Source organism: Streptomyces mirabilis, from assembly GCF_039503195.1.
Classification (GTDB): domain Bacteria; phylum Actinomycetota; class Actinomycetes; order Streptomycetales; family Streptomycetaceae; genus Streptomyces; species Streptomyces mirabilis_D.
The window spans coordinates 3883656-3901598 of record NZ_JBCJKP010000001.1; the positions used below are offsets into that span (position 1 = coordinate 3883656).

Below are 17943 nucleotides of genomic sequence, written 5' to 3' on the forward strand. Positions count from 1 at the left end.
AGCCCCTAGAAGAATCCGCAGGTGGGGGCGGTGGCGGACGGCACCGGGGCCCCCTCAGCCCCGCTCGGCGCGTAGATCTCGAGGCGGGTGCCGTCGGGGTCGTGGAAGAAGATGCCGCCGGACGCCGAGCCCTCACGGTGGGCGACCACGCCCTCGTACGCGAAGTCGACGCCGTAGTCCCGCAGGGCCCTCTCGTACTCCCCGACCCGGTCGACCGAGTCCACTTCGAGGGCGAGGTGGTGCAGGCCGGCGCGGGCCTTGTCGTACGCCCCCTGTGCCTGCTGCCAGAGGGTGAGCACCGGGCGGCCGTCTCCGGCGAGGGAGCCGAGGAACGCGTACCGCCGTTCCTCCTCCTTGCCCTCGGCGATCACTCCGAAGCCGAGGACGTCGCGGTAGAAGGCGAGCGAGCGGTCGAGGTCGGTGACGTTCAGGCCGATGTGGCCGGTGCGCAAGGTCATGACAGTCCCGTCTGTCGTTGGCCGCCCCACAGAGGAGCTAACCCCTGTCATCAACATTAAGGGTTAGACTGGGAGGCGTCAACCAGTGACCTACTCTTGAGCGGTTAGCACCGAAGGGAGCTCCTCATGTCCACCACCGCCGATCCCCGCCCGCTCACCGGGGAACCGGTCTCGCTCGACCTGCTCAACACCCGCTGGAACCGCGAGGGAGTGACGCAGGACCTGCTCACGGACACCGAGGGCCTGACGGTGTGGCTGGCGGCGAACGGACTGGACTTCCCGGCCGACGACGCCGTACTGCTGCACGCACGGGAAGCCCGTGACGCCCTGCGCTCGGCCGTCGACGGCACCCTGGAGGAAGCCGCCGCCCGGATCGACGCCGTCCTCGCGCACGGCCGCGTGCGCCTGACGCTGACCGGCCGGGGACCGGGCGAGGAAGCGGAGTTCGCCGACCCGTCCTGGGGGCCCGCCTGGCTCGCCGCCCGCGACTACCTCGGGCTGCTCGCCACCGCCCCCGACCGCATCCGCCGCTGCGCCCACGACACCTGCATCCTGCATTTCTTCGACACCTCGCGGAACGGCACCCGCCGCTGGTGCTCGATGGCGGCCTGCGGTAACCGCGCGAAGGCGTCCCGCCACTACGCGCGCACGCGGGAGGCCTGAGCGGCCGGGAGCGGGCTACAGGCGGGCGGGGATGGGTTGACCTTGATAGTCGATGTCCCGTCATATGGCGCTTTGACCGTCGTGACGCATGGCGGAAGTACGCCATGGTTCCATCCCGCCCCGGTCAACTCTCCCCAAACAACTGCCCCTTAGGTAAAGCTGAGCGGTCATCCGGGTCCACATACCGGACTGATGTGATCGCGTCCCGTGGGAACGTCGGGACCGGTCACTCCACGCTCGTTCCTTTACCTACAAGGGATGCTGATGACCGATCCTCAGCGCGCACCGATATCGGGCGCGAGACGCGTGGCCCGCATCGCCGTGGCCGCAGGCCTGGTGGCCGCGCTCTCCGCGGCCGGGCCGATACCCATGGCCTTCTCCGCGGACCACGCACCCGCCACGCCCGATCCGGGCACCAAGTCCGCGAGCGCCAAGCTCGGTTCGGACGACGCGGACCTCCTCGCCGAGGCCAAGGCCGACGGCGCCAAGAACGTCACGATGATGATCGCCACCGCTCCCGGGCAGACCGAGCAGGTCGCCCAGGAGATGGACGCGGTCAAGGGCGGCTCCGTCGGCCAGACGTACGACAAGGTCGGTTACGTCCGGGCCACGGTCCCGACCGCCAAGGCCGACGCGGCCATCGCCGCCGCCGCCAAGCTGACCTCGGTGCACGGCATCGACCTGCGCCAGGACATCGCGCTCGACGACCCGACGCCGAGCGCCGACACGGCCAAGGGCGCCTCTTCGAAGGCCACGAAGACCTACGCCGCGCCCGACAAGAACACCCCCGCCGCGAACCCGTACAACCCGTCCTTCGAGACGGGCGCCGTCGACTTCGTGAAGAAGAACCCGAAGGCGGACGGCCGGGGTGTCACCATCGGCATCCTCGACTCGGGTGTGGACCTGAGCCACCCGGCGCTGCAGAAGACCACCACCGGCGAGCGCAAGATCGTCGACTGGGTCACCTCGACCGACCCGATCCTCGACAACGACCTGAGCTGGCGCCCCATGGTCAGCGCGGTCTCCGGGCCCACCTTCACCTACGGCGGCCAGACCTGGACGTCCCCGGCGGGCTCGTACGAGATCAGCACGTTCCGGGAGTCCGCGACCGCGGGCGGCGACGCCGCGGGCGACGTGAACCGTGACGGCGACACCACGGACGCGTGGGGCGTCCTGTACGACCCGGCGGCCGGCACCGTCACCGTCGACGTGAACAACAACCACGACTTCAGCGACGACACCGCGATGAAGCCGTACAAGGACGGTTACCAGATCGGTCACTTCGGGACCGACAACCCGGCCACCGACGTCGTCGAGAGCCAGCCGTTCGTCGTGCAGATCCGCAAGGACGTGCCGATGGACCCTTACGGCGGGTCCTGGGTCGGCAAGAAGGCCGACTTCGTCAACATCGGTCTGATCGCGAGCGAGCACGGCACGCACGTCGCCGGCATCACCTCCGCGAACGGCCTGTTCGGCGGCAAGATGAACGGCGCCGCCCCCGGCGCGAAGATCGTCTCGTCGCGCGCCTGCGTGTTCGGCCCGAGCTGCACCAACGTCGCGCTCACCGAGGGCATGATCGACCTCGTCGTCAACCACGGCGTCGACATCGTGAACATGTCCATCGGCGGCCTGCCCGCGCTGAACGACGGCAACAACGCGCGCTCCGAGCTCTACACGCGTCTCATCGACACCTACGGTGTCCAGCTGGTGATCTCCGCGGGCAACTCCGGCCCCGGCGCCAACACCATCGGCGACCCCGGCCTGGCCGACAAGGTCATCTCGGTCGGCGCGTCCATCTCCAAGGACACCTGGGCCGCCAACTACGGCTCCGTCGTGGAGAAGAAGTACGCGATGATGCCGTTCTCGTCGCGCGGTCCGCGTGAGGACGGCGGCTTCACGCCGACGCTGACGGCGCCCGGCGCCGCGATCAACACCACGCAGACCTGGCTGCCGGGCTCCCCGGTCGCCCAGGCCGGCTACTCCCTGCCGGCCGGCTACTCGATGCTCCAGGGCACCTCGATGGCCTCCCCGCAGGCCGCCGGCGCGTCCGCGCTGCTGCTGAGCGCCGCCAAGCAGAGGGGCATCGACCTGACGCCCGCCAAGCTGCGCACGGCCCTCACCTCGACCGCCGACCACATCAAGGGTGTGCAGGCGTACGAGGAGGGCGCGGGCCTCATCAACATCGTGGACGCGTGGAAGTCGATCAAGGACGACGTGACCGCCCACGACTACACCGTCAAGGCCCCCGTCGACACCGCGATCGACTACGCCCTGAAGACCCCGGGCTTCGGCACCGGCCTCTACGACCGCGAGGGCGGCCTCAAGGTCGGCGTGAAGAAGTCGTACGACATCACCATCACGCGTACGTCCGGCCCGGACAAGGCGATCCGCCACGAGCTGCACTTCGAGAACAACGCCGGTGACACCTTCCGGATCGTCGGCTCCGACGAGGTCAGGCTCGAACTGAACAAGCCGGTCACCGTCAAGGTCGCCGCGAAGGCCTCCTCGGCCGGCATCAAGAGCGCGATCCTCGAGGTCGACGACCCGCGGACCGAGGGCCTGGACAAGCAGATCCTGACGACGGTCGTGGTCTCCACGCCGCTCAAGTACAGCTACTCCGCGTCCAGTTCGGTGCAGCGCAACAGCACGCGGTCGTACTTCCTGACCGTGCCCGAGGGCGCGAAGGCGCTGGAGGTCGCGATCGGCGGGCTGAAGGACCTGAGCCAGACCCGGTTCATCTCCATCCACCCCTACGGTGTCCCGGTCGAGGACACCGGCACGCCGTACTGCTACAGCAACTACCCGAACACCAACGGCTGCAAGCCCGACGTGCGTGCGTACGCGGACCCGCAGCCCGGTGTCTGGGAGGTCGAGGTCGAGGCGCGCCGTACCTCACCGCTGCTCGACAACCCGTACAAGCTGGAGGCCACCGTGCTCGGCGCGGCCTTCGACCCGGCCGTGGTGACGGTCCCCGAGGCGAAGGTCGGCACGCCGGTCACCGCCTCCTGGAAGGTGACGAACGGTTTCGCGGCGCTCGACGGCACCCTGAAGGGCGGCCCGCTCGGCTCCTCGAAGACGGCCCGGCCGACCATCGCGGGCGGCGCCACCCAGACCAGCACGGTCGAGGTGCCGGCCGGCGCCGCGTCGCTCGACGTCGCCATCGGCAACGTCTCGGACACGGCCGCCGACCTGGACCTGACGGTGTACGACTCCGCAGGCAAGCAGGTCGCGCAGTCCGCGGACGGCGACTCGGAGGAGGCGGTCTCCATCCCCAACCCCGCCGCCGGGACGTACACCATCGAGGTCGTGGGCTACTCGGTCCCGTCGGGGTCGACCGCGTACGACTACCGTGACGTGTTCTTCTCCTCCGCGCTCGGCTCGGTCAAGGTCGACGAGTCGGCGCCGGTGAAGCTCGCCACGGGCGGTACGGCGACGGTGTCCGGCGAGGTCACCGCGGCCGCGCCGGCCCCCGAGGGACGCGAGTTCTTCGGCCGGGTCCAGCTGGTGAACGCCCGCGGCACGGCCGCCGGCCTCGGCAGCGTGAAGATCGAGAAGGTCACGCCGTAGCAACCGGCTGACATTCGAGGGGCGGGCGTCCGGAAACGGGCGCCCGCCCTTCTTCACGGGCACGTGCCTTCATCACGAGCACGTGCCTTCATCACGAGCACGTGCCTTCATCACAGGCACGTGCCTTCATCACGGGCACGTGAGGGTGCGGGACGCGGGCAGCGCCTTCACGATCCACGCCCGTTCGTCGGCGATGGCCTTCTCCCCCGTGGTCCAGCCGGTCGGTGTCGCCGGGCCGTCCTGGACGGCGACGAGTACCCGCTCGCCCTCGCGCGGCCGGGGAGCCACCTGCTCGTCCAGGACGAGGACGACCTCGGCCCTCCCCTTCTCGGGCTTGTAGTAGCGGTCCACGTGGAGGGTGATCCGGTTCTCCGTGGTGCCGGGGAGCGGCTCGACGTGGGCGACCGTGCCCTCCGCCACGAGCCGGGCGCAGGCCAGATAGCCGGGGGCGCTCAGCGAGGCACTGCCGCCCGCGGTCCCGCTGTCGGCCGCCTTGGCCCCGCTGGAATCCGACGCGCCTGCCCCGTCGTGCCCGAGGATCCAGCCCATGCCGACGACCATCGCGGCCACGGTGGCCGCGACGAGGGTGCCCAGGACCAGGGCTAGGGGACGGCGCCCGCGGTTCCTGGGGGCGCCTTCGGGCCGGCGGGCGCGCTTTCTGGGGGCCCGTACCGGAACCGGCTTCACTTCCTCCGCACGGTCCGCCAGCGCGTCCCCGATGACCGCCAACTGCTCCCGCAGCAGCGCCACGTCGGCCACCGCCGACCGGTGCTCGGCCATGAACTCCGGGTCGTCGAGGGCCCCTTCGGGCAGAGCCTCGTCAGTGATCGCGGCCAACAGCGCGTCCACTCCCTCATACTCGGCCACGTCACACCACCTCGTCCTCGTGCAGGCGGGCGCGCAGGGCGCGGACCGCCGCGTGCAGCCTGCTCTTGACCGTGCCCTCCGGGATGCCGAGCTCCTCGGCGATCCCGCGCACGGACAGATCGGCGTAGAAACGCAGGACGAGGACCTGACGCTGGGCGTCGGGCAGCTCGTCCAAACCCCGCGCCACGGCGAGCGAGAGCACGCTGGAGTCCTCGTCACGGGCGTCCGCGGGCTGCCGCAGCGAGGCCAGCCGCTCGCCGAGCCGCTCCTGGCGCCGCTTGGCCCGGTGCCAGTCCATCGCCAGGTTCGAGGCGACGACCGCCGCCCACGCGGACACGTCACGCGGCGCCTCGTCCCCCTTCGCCGCGCGTTCCAGCAACCGCAGGCGAACCTGCTGCACCCCGTCCGGCAGGTCCGCCTGCGGTACGCCACCGAGCGCGAGCACCGCCCGCACCCGGCGTTCCTGGGCCGCGTCCAGGGGATCGTCCGCCCCCTGGACCCGGCGTGCCTTTCTGCGCAGCACTCCGCCCCTCCCCTCCCGCGTTTCCTCTACGACGCCGGTGCGGGCCAAAACGTTCGGCCGCCCGCGAAGGAGTCGTACGTCACACCGGGCCGGGGCCGGTGAGGACGCCCACGCCGTACGGCTTGCGGTTCCCGGCGGCCGACAGACGGTTTTCTTTCGGATGCCGCAGGAATGCCGAAGGGCGGACGTGTCCCATTCCTCGGGCGGCACGGGCTAAGGATTGGACACGCGGGCCCGGGTCAGACGCATGATGGAAGCGCTGGACCACGTAAAACGCACGCTAAGGGAGTCGCCGTGAGGGTCGGAATCGTCGGAGCCACCGGTCAGGTCGGCACAGTCATGCGCAGGATCCTCGTCGAGCGGAAGTTCCCGGTCGAGGAGCTGCGGCTGTTCGCCTCGGCGCGTTCGGCCGGGACCGTGCTCGACGGTGTGACGGTGGAGGACGCGGCGACGGCGGACTACTCCGGCCTGGACATCGTGCTGTTCTCCGCGGGCGGCGCGACCTCCAAGGCACTGGCCGAGAAGGTCGCCGCGCAGGGCGCGGTCGTGATCGACAACTCCTCGGCGTGGCGCAAGGACCCGCAGGTGCCCCTGGTCGTCTCCGAGGTGAACCCGCACGCGATCGCCGACCGCCCCAAGGGCATCATCGCCAACCCGAACTGCACGACGATGGCCGCGATGCCGGTCCTGAAGCCGCTGCACGAGGAGGCGGGGCTCGAGGCGCTGGTCGTCGCGACATACCAGGCGGTGTCCGGTTCCGGCCTCGCGGGCGTGGCCGAGCTGCACGGCCAGGTACTGAAGGTCGCCGCGGACGCCGACAAGCTGACCCATGACGGCGGCGCGGTCGACTTCCCCGAGCCGGGGGTCTACAAGCGCCCCATCGCCTTCAACGTGCTCCCGCTCGCGGGGTCGATCGTCGACGACGGTCTGCACGAGACGGACGAGGAGCAGAAGCTCCGTAACGAGTCCCGCAAGATCCTGGAGATCCCCGCCCTCAAGGTCTCCGGCACCTGTGTCCGCGTCCCGGTGTTCAGCGGCCACTCCCTCCAGGTGAACGCCCGCTTCGCGCGTCCGCTGAGCGTGGAGCGCGCGACCGAGTTGCTGGCCGGTGCCCCGGGCGTCACCCTCTCCGAGATCCCGAACCCGCTCGAGGCCGCCGGCAAGGACGCGTCCTACGTGGGCCGCATCCGCGCCGACGAGACGGCCGAGCACGGCCTCGCCCTCTTCGTCTCCAACGACAACCTCCGCAAGGGCGCCGCACTAAACGCGGTCCAGATCGCGGAGCTGGTGGCGGCGGAGCTCAAGGGCTGACGCCCGCGCCACGCGCCCCGGGGGCGGTCACCGCACGGTGACCGCCCCTTCTCACGCCCGCCGCACCTCGTAGAGGAAGCACCCGTACTCCACGGCCCGTACGTGGACGAGCGCCACCTCCGGGTCGGCGAAGGCCTCCGCGAAGGTCTCGTCGAAGGCGTCGTCGAAGGCCTCGGGGTTCTCGACCAGACGGCCGCCCAGGATGTGACCCTCGGCGGAGTAGCGGCGGACCGTGCGGTGAGCGCCCGGGAAGGGGTGGCCGCGCAGGTCGGGGCCCGGGCAGTCGTCGGCGTGGAGGAAGACCGGGCCCTGTTCGTCGTACGCGCCCGGGTCGACGCCCGTCCCGGCGGCCCAGCGGCGCAGCGGCGCGTAGGAGACGAGGGCGATCCGCTCCCCCGGTTCACTGCGCCGCAGACAGCAGCGCAGCGGCGCGCCGCCTTCCTCGTCCGCGAAGGGAACCATCGGACGGTCCGCATCGTCAGCTGTGCGGAGATCCTTCAGGACCGCCGGGTCGATGGGACGTGCCGTGTACGTCGTCGCGTATGTCGTCATGTCCGTCGTCGCGTCCGTCGTGTGCGTCATGCATTCAGGCTCGCGCCCGCGCGTGCCGGGCACCGGCGGGAAACGGACATCGCATCCGTGCAGGTCCCATGGAAGGATGGCGCAACCGTCGCATAACGAGGAGATGACCGCGTGCCTGGCACAAACCTGACCCGCGAAGAGGCGCAGCAGCGCGCGAAGCTGCTCACCGTTGACTCGTACGAGATCGATCTCGACCTCTCGGGCGCGCAGGAGGGCGGCACCTACCGGTCCGTTACCACGGTGCGCTTCGACGTCGAGGAGAACGGCTCGGAGACCTTCATCGACCTGGTGGCTCCCGCCGTTCACGAGGTGACCCTGAACGGGGACCCCCTCGACCCGGCCGAGGTCTTCAAGGACTCGCGGATCGCGCTTCCCGGGCTCCTGGAGGGCCGCAACGTCCTGCGTGTCGTGGCCGACTGCGCGTACACCAACACCGGTGAGGGCCTGCACCGCTTCGTCGACCCCGTCGACCAGCAGGCCTACCTCTACACCCAGTTCGAGGTCCCGGACGCGCGCCGGGTGTTCGCGTCCTTCGAGCAGCCCGATCTGAAGGCCACCTTCCAGTTCACCGTGAAGGCGCCGACGGGCTGGACCGTGATCTCCAACTCCCCGACGCCCGAGCCCAAGGACGACACCTGGGTCTTCGAGCCGACGCCGCGGATCTCCACGTACATCACCGCGCTGATCGTCGGGCCGTACCACTCCGTGCACAGCGTGTACGAGAAGGACGGACAGAGCGTGCCGCTCGGCATCTACTGTCGGCCCTCGCTCGCCGAGTTCCTCGACTCGGACGCGATCTTCGAGGTCACCCGGCAGGGCTTCGAGTGGTTCCAGGAGAAGTTCGACTACGCGTACCCGTTCAAGAAGTACGACCAGCTCTTCGTGCCGGAGTTCAACGCCGGTGCGATGGAGAACGCGGGCGCGGTGACGATCCGCGACCAGTACGTGTTCCGGTCCAAGGTGACCGACGCCGCGTACGAGGTGCGGGCCGCCACGATCCTGCACGAGCTGGCCCACATGTGGTTCGGCGACCTGGTCACCATGGAGTGGTGGAACGACCTGTGGCTGAACGAGTCGTTCGCCACCTACGCCGAGGCGGCCTGCCAGGCCTATGCCCCCCAGTCGCGCTGGCCGCACTCCTGGACGACCTTCGCCAACTCCATGAAGACGTGGGCGTACCGGCAGGACCAGCTGCCCTCCACCCACCCGATCATGGCCGAGATCAACGACCTGGACGACGTCCTCGTCAACTTCGACGGCATCACCTACGCGAAGGGGGCGAGCGTCTTGAAGCAGCTCGTCGCCTACGTCGGCATGGACGAGTTCTTCAAGGGCGTGCAGGCGTACTTCAAGCGGCACGCCTACGGCAACACGCGCCTCAGCGATCTGCTGGGCGCCCTGGAGGAGACCTCCGGGCGTGACCTGAAGACCTGGTCGGAGAAGTGGCTCCAGACCGCCGGCATCAACATCCTGCGGCCGGAGCTCGAGACGGACGCGAACGGGGTCATCACCTCCTTCGCGATCCGTCAGGAGGCTCCGGCGCTCCCGGAGGGTGCCAAGGGTGAGCCGACCCTGCGCCCGCACCGCATCGCGATCGGCCTCTACAACCTCGACGACGACAGCGGCAGGCTGGTGCGCGACCAGCGCGTCGAGCTGGACGTCGACGGCGAGCTGACGGCCGTACCGGAGCTGGTCGGGAAGCGCCGCCCGGCGGTCTTCCTGCTCAACGACGACGACCTGTCGTACGCCAAGGTCCGCCTCGACGAGGACTCGCTCGCCTTCGTCACCGAGCACCTCGGCGACTTCGAGTCGTCCCTGCCCCGTGCCCTGTGCTGGGCCTCGGCCTGGGACATGACCCGCGACGGTGAGCTCGCCACCCGCGACTACCTGTCCCTGGTCCTGTCGGGCATCGGCAAGGAGTCCGACATCGGTGTCGTGCAGTCGCTGCAGCGCCAGGTGAAGCTGGCGATCGAGCTGTACGCCGACCCGATGGCCCGCGAGGCGCTGCTGACCCGCTGGACGGACGCGACGCTCGCGCACCTGCGCGCCGCCGAGCCCGGCAGCGACCACCAGCTCGCCTGGGCGCGTGCCTTCTCGGCGACCGCCCGTACGCCGGAGCAGCTGGACCTCCTGGAGGGCCTGTTGGAGGACCGGGAGAGCATCGAGGGCCTCGCCGTCGACACCGAGCTGCGCTGGGCGTTCGTCCAGCGTCTCGCGGCAGTCGGGCGCTACGACGAGGCGGAGATCGGCGCCGAGGCGGAGCGCGACAAGACGGCGGCCGGTGAGCGGCACGCCGAGACGGCCCGGGCCTCGCGTCCCACCGAGGAGGCGAAGGCGGAGGCCTGGGCCGCGGTGGTCGAGTCCGACAAGCTCCCGAACGCCGTGCAGGAAGCGGTGATCGGCGGCTTCGCGCAGACCGACCAGCGCGAACTGCTCGCCCCGTACACGGACAAGTACTTCTCCGTGGTGAAGGACATCTGGGACGCCCGTTCGCACGAGATCGCCCAGCAGATCGTGGTCGGTCTCTACCCGTCCGTCCAGGTCTCCGAGGAGACCCTCGCCAAGACGGACGCGTGGCTGGCCGCGGCCGAGCCCGCCCCGGCCCTGCGGCGCCTGATCTCGGAGTCCCGCTCCGGGGTCGAGCGCGCGCTGAAGGCCCAGGCGGCGGACGCGGCGGCGGCCTCCGCGTAGTCGGTCGTACGTGAGCGGGGGCTCCCGGCGTCGTGCCGGGAGCCCCCTTTCGCATGAGCGCCCGTGTGGGCGTGTGTGAGTGCGCGTGGGCGCGTGTGGGCCCCCGGGGTCACACCAGGGCGCGGGCGAGTGCGAGCATCGTGCGGATCTGGAGCTCGGTCTGGTCGGTCACGGGGACCCAGCGGGCGTCGAAGGTGCTCGCCAGCTCACGCGCCCAGGCCTCCACGAGGGCGTCCAGCGCGGGGGCGCCGCCCAGGGCCTGCCGCATCATGGCCGCCGCGCGCAGCGGGATGCGCCGGGCGGCGACGCCGAGCGAGACGGCGTTGCCCACGGTGGTGGCGAGTTCGGCGGAGTTCCAGGTGTCCACGACTCCGGGGCCGATGTCCATGAGCTCACGGGCGGCGGTGAAGTGGGCGATCTCCTCGGGGGTCTCAGGTGCCCTGGGCCCCAGCTCCCCGACCACCGCCTCCAGTTGTTTGGCCCGGCCGAGCAGGATCTCGCTCGCCTCCGCGATCTCGCGCCGGGGCTCGGCGACGGGCCGAGGATCGCTGACGCCGGCCACGCTCCAGAAGGGCGCCTCGACGACCGCCGACACGGTTCCGTGCCGCATCGCGTACAGCCAGGTCGCCTGTGAGGTGAAGCCGGACGGGTCCCGTTCCTCGGTGGGGCTGCTGTCCGGCAGGACGAGCACGCCCGGGCTCTCGGCCAGCCATCCCATGCCGTCGAACGGCCGGTGTTCCAGGGGAATGCCGAGGTCCGCCGCGATCCGACGGTAGGCGGCCGCCGCCCCCGGCACCGCGCGAGTCAACTGCAGAAAGGATCCGCCCACTTCGACGCCGTGGAGCGAGAACTGCACGACCGGGCGCAGTTCGTCGATGAGCCGCACCAGCGCCTCGGACTCCGGCATCACCGGACGCGGGTCACTCGTGACGGGCGGAAACTCGGGCTGCGCGGCGAAGGCGGGCCGGTAGAAGCGCCGGTAGTAGCCCCGGAGGGTCGGCGAGGCCTCGGCCGCCGCCCGACCCTCGCCGGGCCGCCCGGTCAGCCAGCGCCCGGCGAGGCTCGCGCCGTCGGGGTCGAGGCAGAGCAGGAAGTTCCAGGTGCAGCCGGACTCCTGCAGCAGCGCGGGCTCCCGCGCGAACCTCTCGGCCAGGGAGAGCGAGGTGACCCCGCCCACCGGTTCGTTGGCGTGCGCGCCGGCGACCGTGAGGATGTGCCGGGGGCCGTGTCCGGCCGACAGCAGCCACAGCGGTCGGCCGGCACGCGAGGTCCCGACGGCACGCAACCGCAGTGCGCCGGGCCGTGCCGCCACCGTCGCGCGAGCGCGTCGCAGCAGCTCACCGAGGGTGGGATACGGGGTTCCCCGCATGCCGGGCTCCGGTCAGGTGCCGTTCGCGTTGCTGTCCCCGGTGGTCTCCTTCTTGTCCAGCGGACGGATCACGATCTTGGCGGCCATGTGGCCCCCTCTCTGTGTGGGCTCTGCGGTGGCCGAGTTCCTGTCCGGCGAAACGGATCAGCCGCCGTTGCCTCCGCTGCTGTCGCCCGTGGTCTCCTTCTTGTCCAACGGGCGGATCACAATCTTGGTGGGCACCCCAACTCCTCTCGTCAGTAGGGACGTTGAGCGTTGCGGGCGCGATCGCCGACCGCGTCTTGTCAAGGCTCGACTCGGGGGACCAGAGTGTCAAGGCATGTACCTGTAACGGGAAGGGGTCCTGGTGACGGTGCCGGTCGACACGCTCCGCAGGCCCCGGATCAAGCCCGAGCACCGGCCGTACCGCACGATCGACGGCAACGTCCGCATCGGCAGCGTCATCCACGGCATCGGCGCCGAGATCGAGGACCCGCAGGGCTGGGTCTGGACGCTGGTCGAGACGATGGACGGAACGCGGGAGCCGTCGGCGGTGGTCGGCGAGGTGCTGAGGGCGCATCCCGAACTTCCCGACCTCACGCCCGAGGACGCTCGGCAGGCGATGGCGGACCTGCTCGACGCCGGCTTCGTGGAGGACGCGGCGGCGCCCGTGCCGGTGTCCGAGCGGGAACGGCTGCGCTACAGCCGGGGGGTGCCGCTGCTGCGCTGGATGGACCTCGGCCCCCGGACGAGTCCCTGGGACGCTCAGCTCCGGCTGCGCCGGGCCCGGGTGCTGCTGGTCGGCGTCGGCGGCACGGGCGGGTACGCGGCGCAGAGCCTGGTCGCCTCCGGGGTCGGCCGTCTGCACTGCGTGGACCCGGACGTGGTGGAGCTGTCCAACCTCAACCGCCAGCCCCTCTTCCGCGAGTCCGACCTCGGCCGCCCGAAGGTGACGGCCGCGCTCGCCACCCTGCGGGCGCTGAACTCGGACGTGACGGTGACCGGGGAACGCCGGGAGATACGACACCCGGCGGACCTGGCGAGGCTGATACGGACCGGGGCACCCGAAGCCCCGAGCGAACCGAAACAGGCCGGGACACCCGAAGTCCCGTACTCGTCGCGGAGCTCGTACGATCTTCTCGTCCTCGCCGCCGACCGTCCCGACGACATCCGCCGCTGGGCGAACCGTGTCTGTCTGGCCGCGGACCTGCCCTGGGTCGACGCCGGCTACCGCGGTCCGCTGGTGACGGCCGGGGTCCACGTACCCGGCCGGGGTGCCTGCTGGGAGTGTCTGCGGGCCGGTGAGGTGGCCCGCCGCGAGCTGCGCCTGGCGCCCGGCCAGGACGACGGGGTCGCCTCCCCGCACCTGCCGTGGAACCCCGCGACCGCGGTCACCGCGGGCCTGTCCGGCGGACTGCTCGCCCACGCGGCCCTGGCCCTGCTGACCGGCGTCCCGGCGCTCGACCCCGGCTTCCGTTTCGGGATGAACCTGATGCTGCCGGGTGACCCGGTGCTGCAGAGATTCCCCCGGCGGCCCGACTGCCCGGCGTGCGGCGACAGACCCGACGACGGAGCCGCCGGCGCGGGCGGAGCGACCGGCCCGGCCGGGGAGCGCGCGTGAACCACGTGCGCCTGCACGCCCTCGACTCCCGCCCCGACGGCGACGAGTGGATCGTCGGCCGGCTGGCGACGGGCCGGTTCGTCGCGCTGCCCGAGGTCGGCAAGCAGGCGCTGGACCTGCTCGGGCAGGGGCTGAGCACCACCGAGGTCGAGGAACGGCTGCGGGAGGCCACCGGCGACGACATCGACGTACCCGACTTCGTCGAGGCGCTGGTGGACCTCGGGTTCGTCGCCGAGGTGGACGGACGGGAAGTGGCCTCGCCGCCCCCGCCCAAGCCGACGCTCGCCCGGATCGGTCCCCGCCATGTGCGCTGGGTCCTCAGCCCGGCCCTGCCCGTCCTCATCGCCCTGCTGATCACCACCACCCTGCTCACCCGCCCACCCGTTCCCCTCGGCTACCGCACCCTCCTCTGGAGCCCGCACGGCAGCGCGGTGATCGCGCTCGGCGCGGGCTTCGGCTGGACGCTCCTGCTGCTCCACGAGTGCGCGCACCTGGTGACCGCCCGGGCGACCGGCGTGCCCGGCCGGATGCGCCTCGGCACGCGCCTGCAGTTCCTGGTCATGCAGACGGACATCAGTGGCATCGAACTCGCCCCGCGCCGCCACCGGTTGACCGCCTACCTCGCCGGGATCGCGACCAACCTCACCGTCGCCTCCCTGGCCGCCCTCGCCGCGGGCGCCACGCACGGCACCCCCCGCCGGATCCTGGCCGCCGTCGCCCTGCTCGCCCTGCTCCCCCTTCCCTTCCAGCTCATGGTCTTCATGCGTACGGACCTGTACTTCGTGCTCCAGGACGTGACGCGCTGCCGTGATCTGTACGGGGACGGGGTGGCGTACACGAAGTACGCGGCACGGCGGGCGCTGCGCCGTACCACCGCCCCGGACCCCAGCCTCGAACTCCCCGCTCACGAACGGCGGGCGGTGCGCGCGTACAGCGTGGTGCTCGTCGTCGGCACCACGCTGTGTCTCGCGTTCCTCGCGACCGTCACCCTGCCCGCGGACATCACGCTGTTCGCCCGCGCGGTGGCGCACCTGGGCCCCGGTCACTCCCCCGCCGTGCGTCTCGACGCGACGGCCGTCGTGGTCGCGCTCGGCGGGGTGCATGTGTTGTGGGCCCGCACGTGGTGGCGCGACCGCCGCGGCCGTCGGTCCTCGTAGCCGGTCCTCCCAGCCGGTCACCGGTCGTCCTAGCCCGGGAACATCCCGCCGGTGACGTTGACGAACGTGCCGGTGATGCCGCCCGCGTGGTCGGAGGCGAGGAAGGCGGCGGTCGCGGCGATCCCGGGGAGGGGGCGATGCGCCGCAGCCGTCCCACGGAGGTGGCCAGCTCGCTCACCCCGGAATAGAAGACGGCGGGCGGCGCCGGGACCAGCTCACGGACCTGCCGCCCGACCTCCTCGATGAGCTCCTGGGCGGTGTCCGAGGGCGCCGCCCGGCGCTTCCGGTACGCCCTCTGCCGACAGGCGGCCGAGCAGTACACGGAATGCCGCCCCTTGCGCCCGGTCCCCCCGGCCGGCGGCTTCCCGCACCCAGGACACACGCCGTCGACCACAGGAACCTCCAGGAATTGGGGAATTGGGGCCTTGGGAATCAGGGAATCACGTCACGCGCGGACGACGTGACGCTATCGCCGCTCCCCCCGCCCCGCGGCCGCCTCCCGCAAAGCCTCCGGCGGGAGCCGGCCGCCCGCCACGCGGGCCGGCCTGGCCGAGCACCGTCGCCCCGAACGCCAGTGCCATCCCCGCCACCTGCACCGGCGTCAGCGACTGCCCCAGCGCCGCCCAGCCGATGACGGCCGCGGTCAGCGGCGACAGCGGGCCGAGGAAGGTGACCTGGGTGGCGCCGAGTCGGCCGATGCCCCGGAACCAGAGCCAGTACGCCACCGCCGTGTTCGCCAGCGCGAGGTACAGGTATCCGCCGACCGCCCGGCCGTCCAGCGCGGGCGGCGCGCCCTCGACCAGGAGGGCGACCGGGACGATCAGCAGCCCGCCCGCCGTCAACTGCCAGGCGGTGAGCGCGAACGGACCGACCCCGTCCGGGCGGCCCCACCGCTTGGTGAGCACCGTGCCGGTGGACATCGACGCGGTCGCGGCGAGCGCGGCGAGAACCCCGACCGCGTCCAGCGCGCCCGCCGCCTTCAGCACGACGAGGCTGACACCGAGGGCCGCGCCGATACCGGTGAGGAGCGTCCGCAGGGTCGGGCGGTCACCGAGCAGCAGCGCCGCGAGGCCCGCGACGAACAGCGGCCCGACCGAGCCGACGACCGCCGCCATGCCGCCGGGCAGCCGATACGCGGAGAGGAACAGCAGCGGAAAGAAGGCGCCGATGTTCAGCGCGCCCAGCACCGCCGCCTTCCCCCACCAGGCGCCGCGCGGCAGCACCCGGGCCAGCGCGAGGAGCAGCAGCCCGGCGGGCAGGGCTCGCATCACCCCGGTGAACAGAGGGCGGTCGGCGGGGAGGAACTCCGTGGTGACGGCGTAGGTGCTGCCCCAGGAGAGGGGGGCCAGCGCGGTCAGGGCTATGAGGGCGGGACGGTTCGCGTTCGCGGCCATGGTGGGCACCCGATTCCAAAGTAGGTCAATGGAAAGTAGCTTAGCTCTAAGTAGCTTTTGGTCAAGCTACTTTCTCGTCAGCTACTTTCTTGCAGGCAACCGACCCCTCAGCGGATACTCGCCCCCATGAAGACGCCCCAGGACCCGGTCGACGCGATCATCGAGCAGTGGGCCACCGTCCGGCCGGACCTCGACACCGCCGCGATGGAGGTCTTCGGCCGCGTCTTCCGGCTCGCCCGCACGATGGGCGACCGGATGGAGAAGGCGTACGCGCCCTACGGGATCTCGCGCGGGGAGTTCGACGTGCTCGCGACCCTGCGTCGCTCGGACGCCCCGTACACCCTCTCGCCCCGGCAGCTCTCGGCGACGCTCATGCTCACCACCGGCGGCATGACCGGGCGCCTGGACAAGCTGGAACGCGCGGGGCTGCTACGACGCTCCCCCGACCCGCACGACCGGCGCGGACTCCAGGTGACGCTCACGGACAAGGGGCTGCGACTCATCGACGAGGCCGTCGGCGCGGGGCTCGCCGTCCAGACGGAGGCCCTGGCCCACCTCGACGAGGAACGAGCCGGTCAACTGGCCGCCCTGTTGCGCGAGTTGCTGACGGGCGTCGGCGCGTAGGTTCTCGGCGAGCCCCCGAGCCCGGCCCTGAGAGCCTCAGCCCGCCGTGGCGACCCGGCTCGACCTGACGCGTATCACGGCGAGCCGGCCCAGGACCTGAGCCAGTGCCATCAGCAGCAGCGCGGCGGTCCAGGCGGCGGAACCGGTGATCAGGTTGTCCTGGCTGAACCGCGCCAGGCTCCCGGAACCACCATGAGTGGCCCAGTACTCGAATCCGGCGCGCGAGGCCATGCCGACGATCCACAGGAGCGCGGCGAGTACCCCGGCGCGGGCGAACGCGATCCCGTCCGAGGCGCGGCTCAGCCGGGTGGCCGCGCCGCAGGCGACGCCCAGGGCCGCGCCGGCGACGACACCGGCGATGTCGAGTCCGAGGTCGTGCCCTTGGGTCGGGAAGGACTTGAGGTAATAGGCGGCTGCGGCGGCGACGGCCACGAGCGGCAGCAGCGTGTGATGCAGCGTCTGCCGGACGCCTCGGATCTGCGGGATTACGAGGAGGATGAGGGATGCGGAGATCACGTAGTCGGTCGTCGTCATGCCCATGAGCTTGCGCTTCACGACGCGGAACCACCTCGGCTCCAGGGTGGAGCCGAGGGTGGGTTTCCGCCTCAACCCACGGGTTGAGATCCGGGATCCGTCTTCAGTGATCCTTGGACGATGGCGGCGCTACTGGCCGGGGTCGCCGTCGCCCCGCTGGTCGTCGCCGTCGTAGTACACGTACTGATCGATGTCCAGGGACGCCCCGGCCCGGGCAAGCCAGGCCAGCAGGGTCACGCCCAGGAAGATGCCCTTCTGCCGCGGGTCATCGGGATCGGTGAGCTCCTGGACGATTACCAGGGAGACGTCGGCGTCTCCGGAGCCGGCCAGTCGCCCCAGGGCCGCGGCGAACTCCGGCCCCCAGCCGAGAACCACCGGTGCGAGATCCTCCGGCCGCCCCGGGCCGCCCGCGGCCGAGACGTGCCGGATCCAGGTGGCATGCGCGCGCGGCGGGGACCGGGGGCGTCTACGGCTGCCGATCGCGGTGGCTTCGTCGGGCCCGGTCCCCAGTCGCGCGGAGATCTCCTCCGGTTGCAGGGACTCGCTGACCACTCTCAGGTACATCCGGAACGCGCTCACGGCCGGTACCTGTAATTCGTCGGA

15 protein-coding genes are annotated in these 17943 nt (G+C 71.4%); 7 read left to right on the forward strand and 8 right to left on the reverse strand.

The genetic code is table 11. The features are described from left to right. Positions 1 to 5: 5 nt before the first annotated feature. A complete protein-coding gene (locus AAFF41_RS18165) occupies positions 6 to 458 on the reverse strand; it encodes a VOC family protein (protein ID WP_319744348.1) in 453 nt (150 codons plus the stop codon). A 126-nt stretch (positions 459 to 584) separates the two neighbouring features. On the opposite strand from AAFF41_RS18165, the gene AAFF41_RS18170 reads away from it, so the two are divergent. Both AAFF41_RS18170 and AAFF41_RS18175 read left to right on the forward strand, forming a co-directional pair. Continuing rightward, on the forward strand, positions 585 to 1121 hold the full coding sequence (locus AAFF41_RS18170; protein ID WP_075031845.1) for a CGNR zinc finger domain-containing protein: 537 nt from the start codon (positions 585 to 587) through the stop codon (positions 1119 to 1121). A 264-nt stretch (positions 1122 to 1385) separates the two neighbouring features. Beyond that, positions 1386 to 4688, forward strand: a complete 3303-nt coding sequence (locus AAFF41_RS18175) for a S8 family serine peptidase (RefSeq protein ID WP_319744349.1) — start codon at positions 1386 to 1388, stop codon at positions 4686 to 4688. Between the two features lie 129 nt (positions 4689 to 4817). Here AAFF41_RS18175 and AAFF41_RS18180 read toward each other — a convergent pair whose 3' ends face one another. Together AAFF41_RS18180 and AAFF41_RS18185 are read right to left on the reverse strand one after the other, a co-directional pair. Continuing rightward, positions 4818 to 5555, reverse strand: a complete 738-nt coding sequence (locus tag AAFF41_RS18180) for a hypothetical protein (RefSeq protein ID WP_319744351.1) — start codon at positions 5553 to 5555, stop codon at positions 4818 to 4820. 1 nt (position 5556) lies between these two features. Beyond that, a complete protein-coding gene (locus AAFF41_RS18185; RefSeq protein WP_319744354.1) occupies positions 5557 to 6078 on the reverse strand; it encodes an RNA polymerase sigma factor in 522 nt (173 codons plus the stop codon). Between the two features lie 294 nt (positions 6079 to 6372). Here AAFF41_RS18185 and AAFF41_RS18190 point away from each other — a divergent pair, with 294 nt between their 5' ends. Beyond that, complete coding sequence (locus AAFF41_RS18190) at positions 6373 to 7389, forward strand: aspartate-semialdehyde dehydrogenase (protein WP_099922633.1); 1017 nt, start codon at positions 6373 to 6375, stop codon at positions 7387 to 7389. Positions 7390 to 7440: 51 nt separating this feature from the next. Here AAFF41_RS18190 and AAFF41_RS18195 read toward each other — a convergent pair whose 3' ends face one another. Continuing rightward, positions 7441 to 7971 (reverse strand): DUF1203 domain-containing protein, encoded by a 531-nt coding sequence (locus tag AAFF41_RS18195; protein ID WP_319744356.1) that lies wholly within the window; start codon positions 7969 to 7971, stop codon positions 7441 to 7443. 111 nt (positions 7972 to 8082) lie between these two features. Here AAFF41_RS18195 and pepN point away from each other — a divergent pair, with 111 nt between their 5' ends. Beyond that, the gene (gene pepN / locus AAFF41_RS18200) at positions 8083 to 10662 is read left to right on the forward strand and encodes an aminopeptidase N (RefSeq protein ID WP_343324228.1); all 2580 of its coding nucleotides are present in this window, start codon (positions 8083 to 8085) and stop codon (positions 10660 to 10662) included. Positions 10663 to 10771: 109 nt separating this feature from the next. On the opposite strand, the gene AAFF41_RS18205 is transcribed toward pepN, so the two are convergent. After that, entirely contained in the window at positions 10772 to 12031 is a 1260-nt protein-coding gene (locus tag AAFF41_RS18205) for a M14 family zinc carboxypeptidase (RefSeq protein ID WP_343324229.1), read from the reverse strand. A gap of 352 nt (positions 12032 to 12383) precedes the next feature. Here AAFF41_RS18205 and AAFF41_RS18210 point away from each other — a divergent pair, with 352 nt between their 5' ends. Beyond that, the gene (locus tag AAFF41_RS18210; RefSeq protein WP_319744559.1) at positions 12384 to 13631 is read left to right on the forward strand and encodes a HesA/MoeB/ThiF family protein; all 1248 of its coding nucleotides are present in this window, start codon (positions 12384 to 12386) and stop codon (positions 13629 to 13631) included. Next, entirely contained in the window at positions 13628 to 14788 is a 1161-nt protein-coding gene (locus tag AAFF41_RS18215) for a hypothetical protein (protein WP_319744362.1), read from the forward strand. The genes AAFF41_RS18210 and AAFF41_RS18215 overlap by 4 nt, the downstream gene beginning before the upstream one ends. A 440-nt stretch (positions 14789 to 15228) precedes the next feature. Here the strand turns inward: AAFF41_RS18215 and AAFF41_RS18225 are convergent, their stop codons facing one another. Further along, positions 15229 to 16182 (reverse strand): EamA family transporter, encoded by a 954-nt coding sequence (locus tag AAFF41_RS18225; protein ID WP_343324230.1) that lies wholly within the window; start codon positions 16180 to 16182, stop codon positions 15229 to 15231. Positions 16183 to 16308: 126 nt separating this feature from the next. On the opposite strand from AAFF41_RS18225, the gene AAFF41_RS18230 reads away from it, so the two are divergent. Further along, complete coding sequence (locus AAFF41_RS18230) at positions 16309 to 16806, forward strand: MarR family winged helix-turn-helix transcriptional regulator (protein WP_319744366.1); 498 nt, start codon at positions 16309 to 16311, stop codon at positions 16804 to 16806. A gap of 36 nt (positions 16807 to 16842) precedes the next feature. On the opposite strand, the gene AAFF41_RS18235 is transcribed toward AAFF41_RS18230, so the two are convergent. Both AAFF41_RS18235 and AAFF41_RS18240 read right to left on the reverse strand, forming a co-directional pair. Then, entirely contained in the window at positions 16843 to 17361 is a 519-nt protein-coding gene (locus AAFF41_RS18235; RefSeq protein WP_319744368.1) for a hypothetical protein, read from the reverse strand. Positions 17362 to 17469: 108 nt separating this feature from the next. Then, positions 17470 to 17919: a DUF4279 domain-containing protein gene (locus AAFF41_RS18240; protein WP_343324231.1), complete on the reverse strand. Its 450-nt coding sequence runs from the start codon at positions 17917 to 17919 to the stop codon at positions 17470 to 17472. Positions 17920 to 17943: the final 24 nt, after the last annotated feature.

What these genes read in the sequence shown, in the direction of transcription:
- AAFF41_RS18165 (WP_319744348.1), bottom strand. Translation starts at nt 458, where the DNA reads ATGACCTTGCGCACCGGCCACATCGGCCTGAACGTCACCGACCTCGAC.
- AAFF41_RS18170 (WP_075031845.1), top strand. Translation starts at nt 585, where the DNA reads ATGTCCACCACCGCCGATCCCCGCCCGCTCACCGGGGAACCGGTCTCG.
- AAFF41_RS18175 (WP_319744349.1), top strand. Translation starts at nt 1,386, where the DNA reads ATGACCGATCCTCAGCGCGCACCGATATCGGGCGCGAGACGCGTGGCC.
- AAFF41_RS18195 (WP_319744356.1), bottom strand. Translation starts at nt 7,971, where the DNA reads ATGACGCACACGACGGACGCGACGACGGACATGACGACATACGCGACG.
- AAFF41_RS18205 (WP_343324229.1), bottom strand. Translation starts at nt 12,031, where the DNA reads ATGCGGGGAACCCCGTATCCCACCCTCGGTGAGCTGCTGCGACGCGCT.
- AAFF41_RS18225 (WP_343324230.1), bottom strand. Translation starts at nt 16,182, where the DNA reads ATGGCCGCGAACGCGAACCGTCCCGCCCTCATAGCCCTGACCGCGCTG.
- AAFF41_RS18230 (WP_319744366.1), top strand. Translation starts at nt 16,309, where the DNA reads ATGAAGACGCCCCAGGACCCGGTCGACGCGATCATCGAGCAGTGGGCC.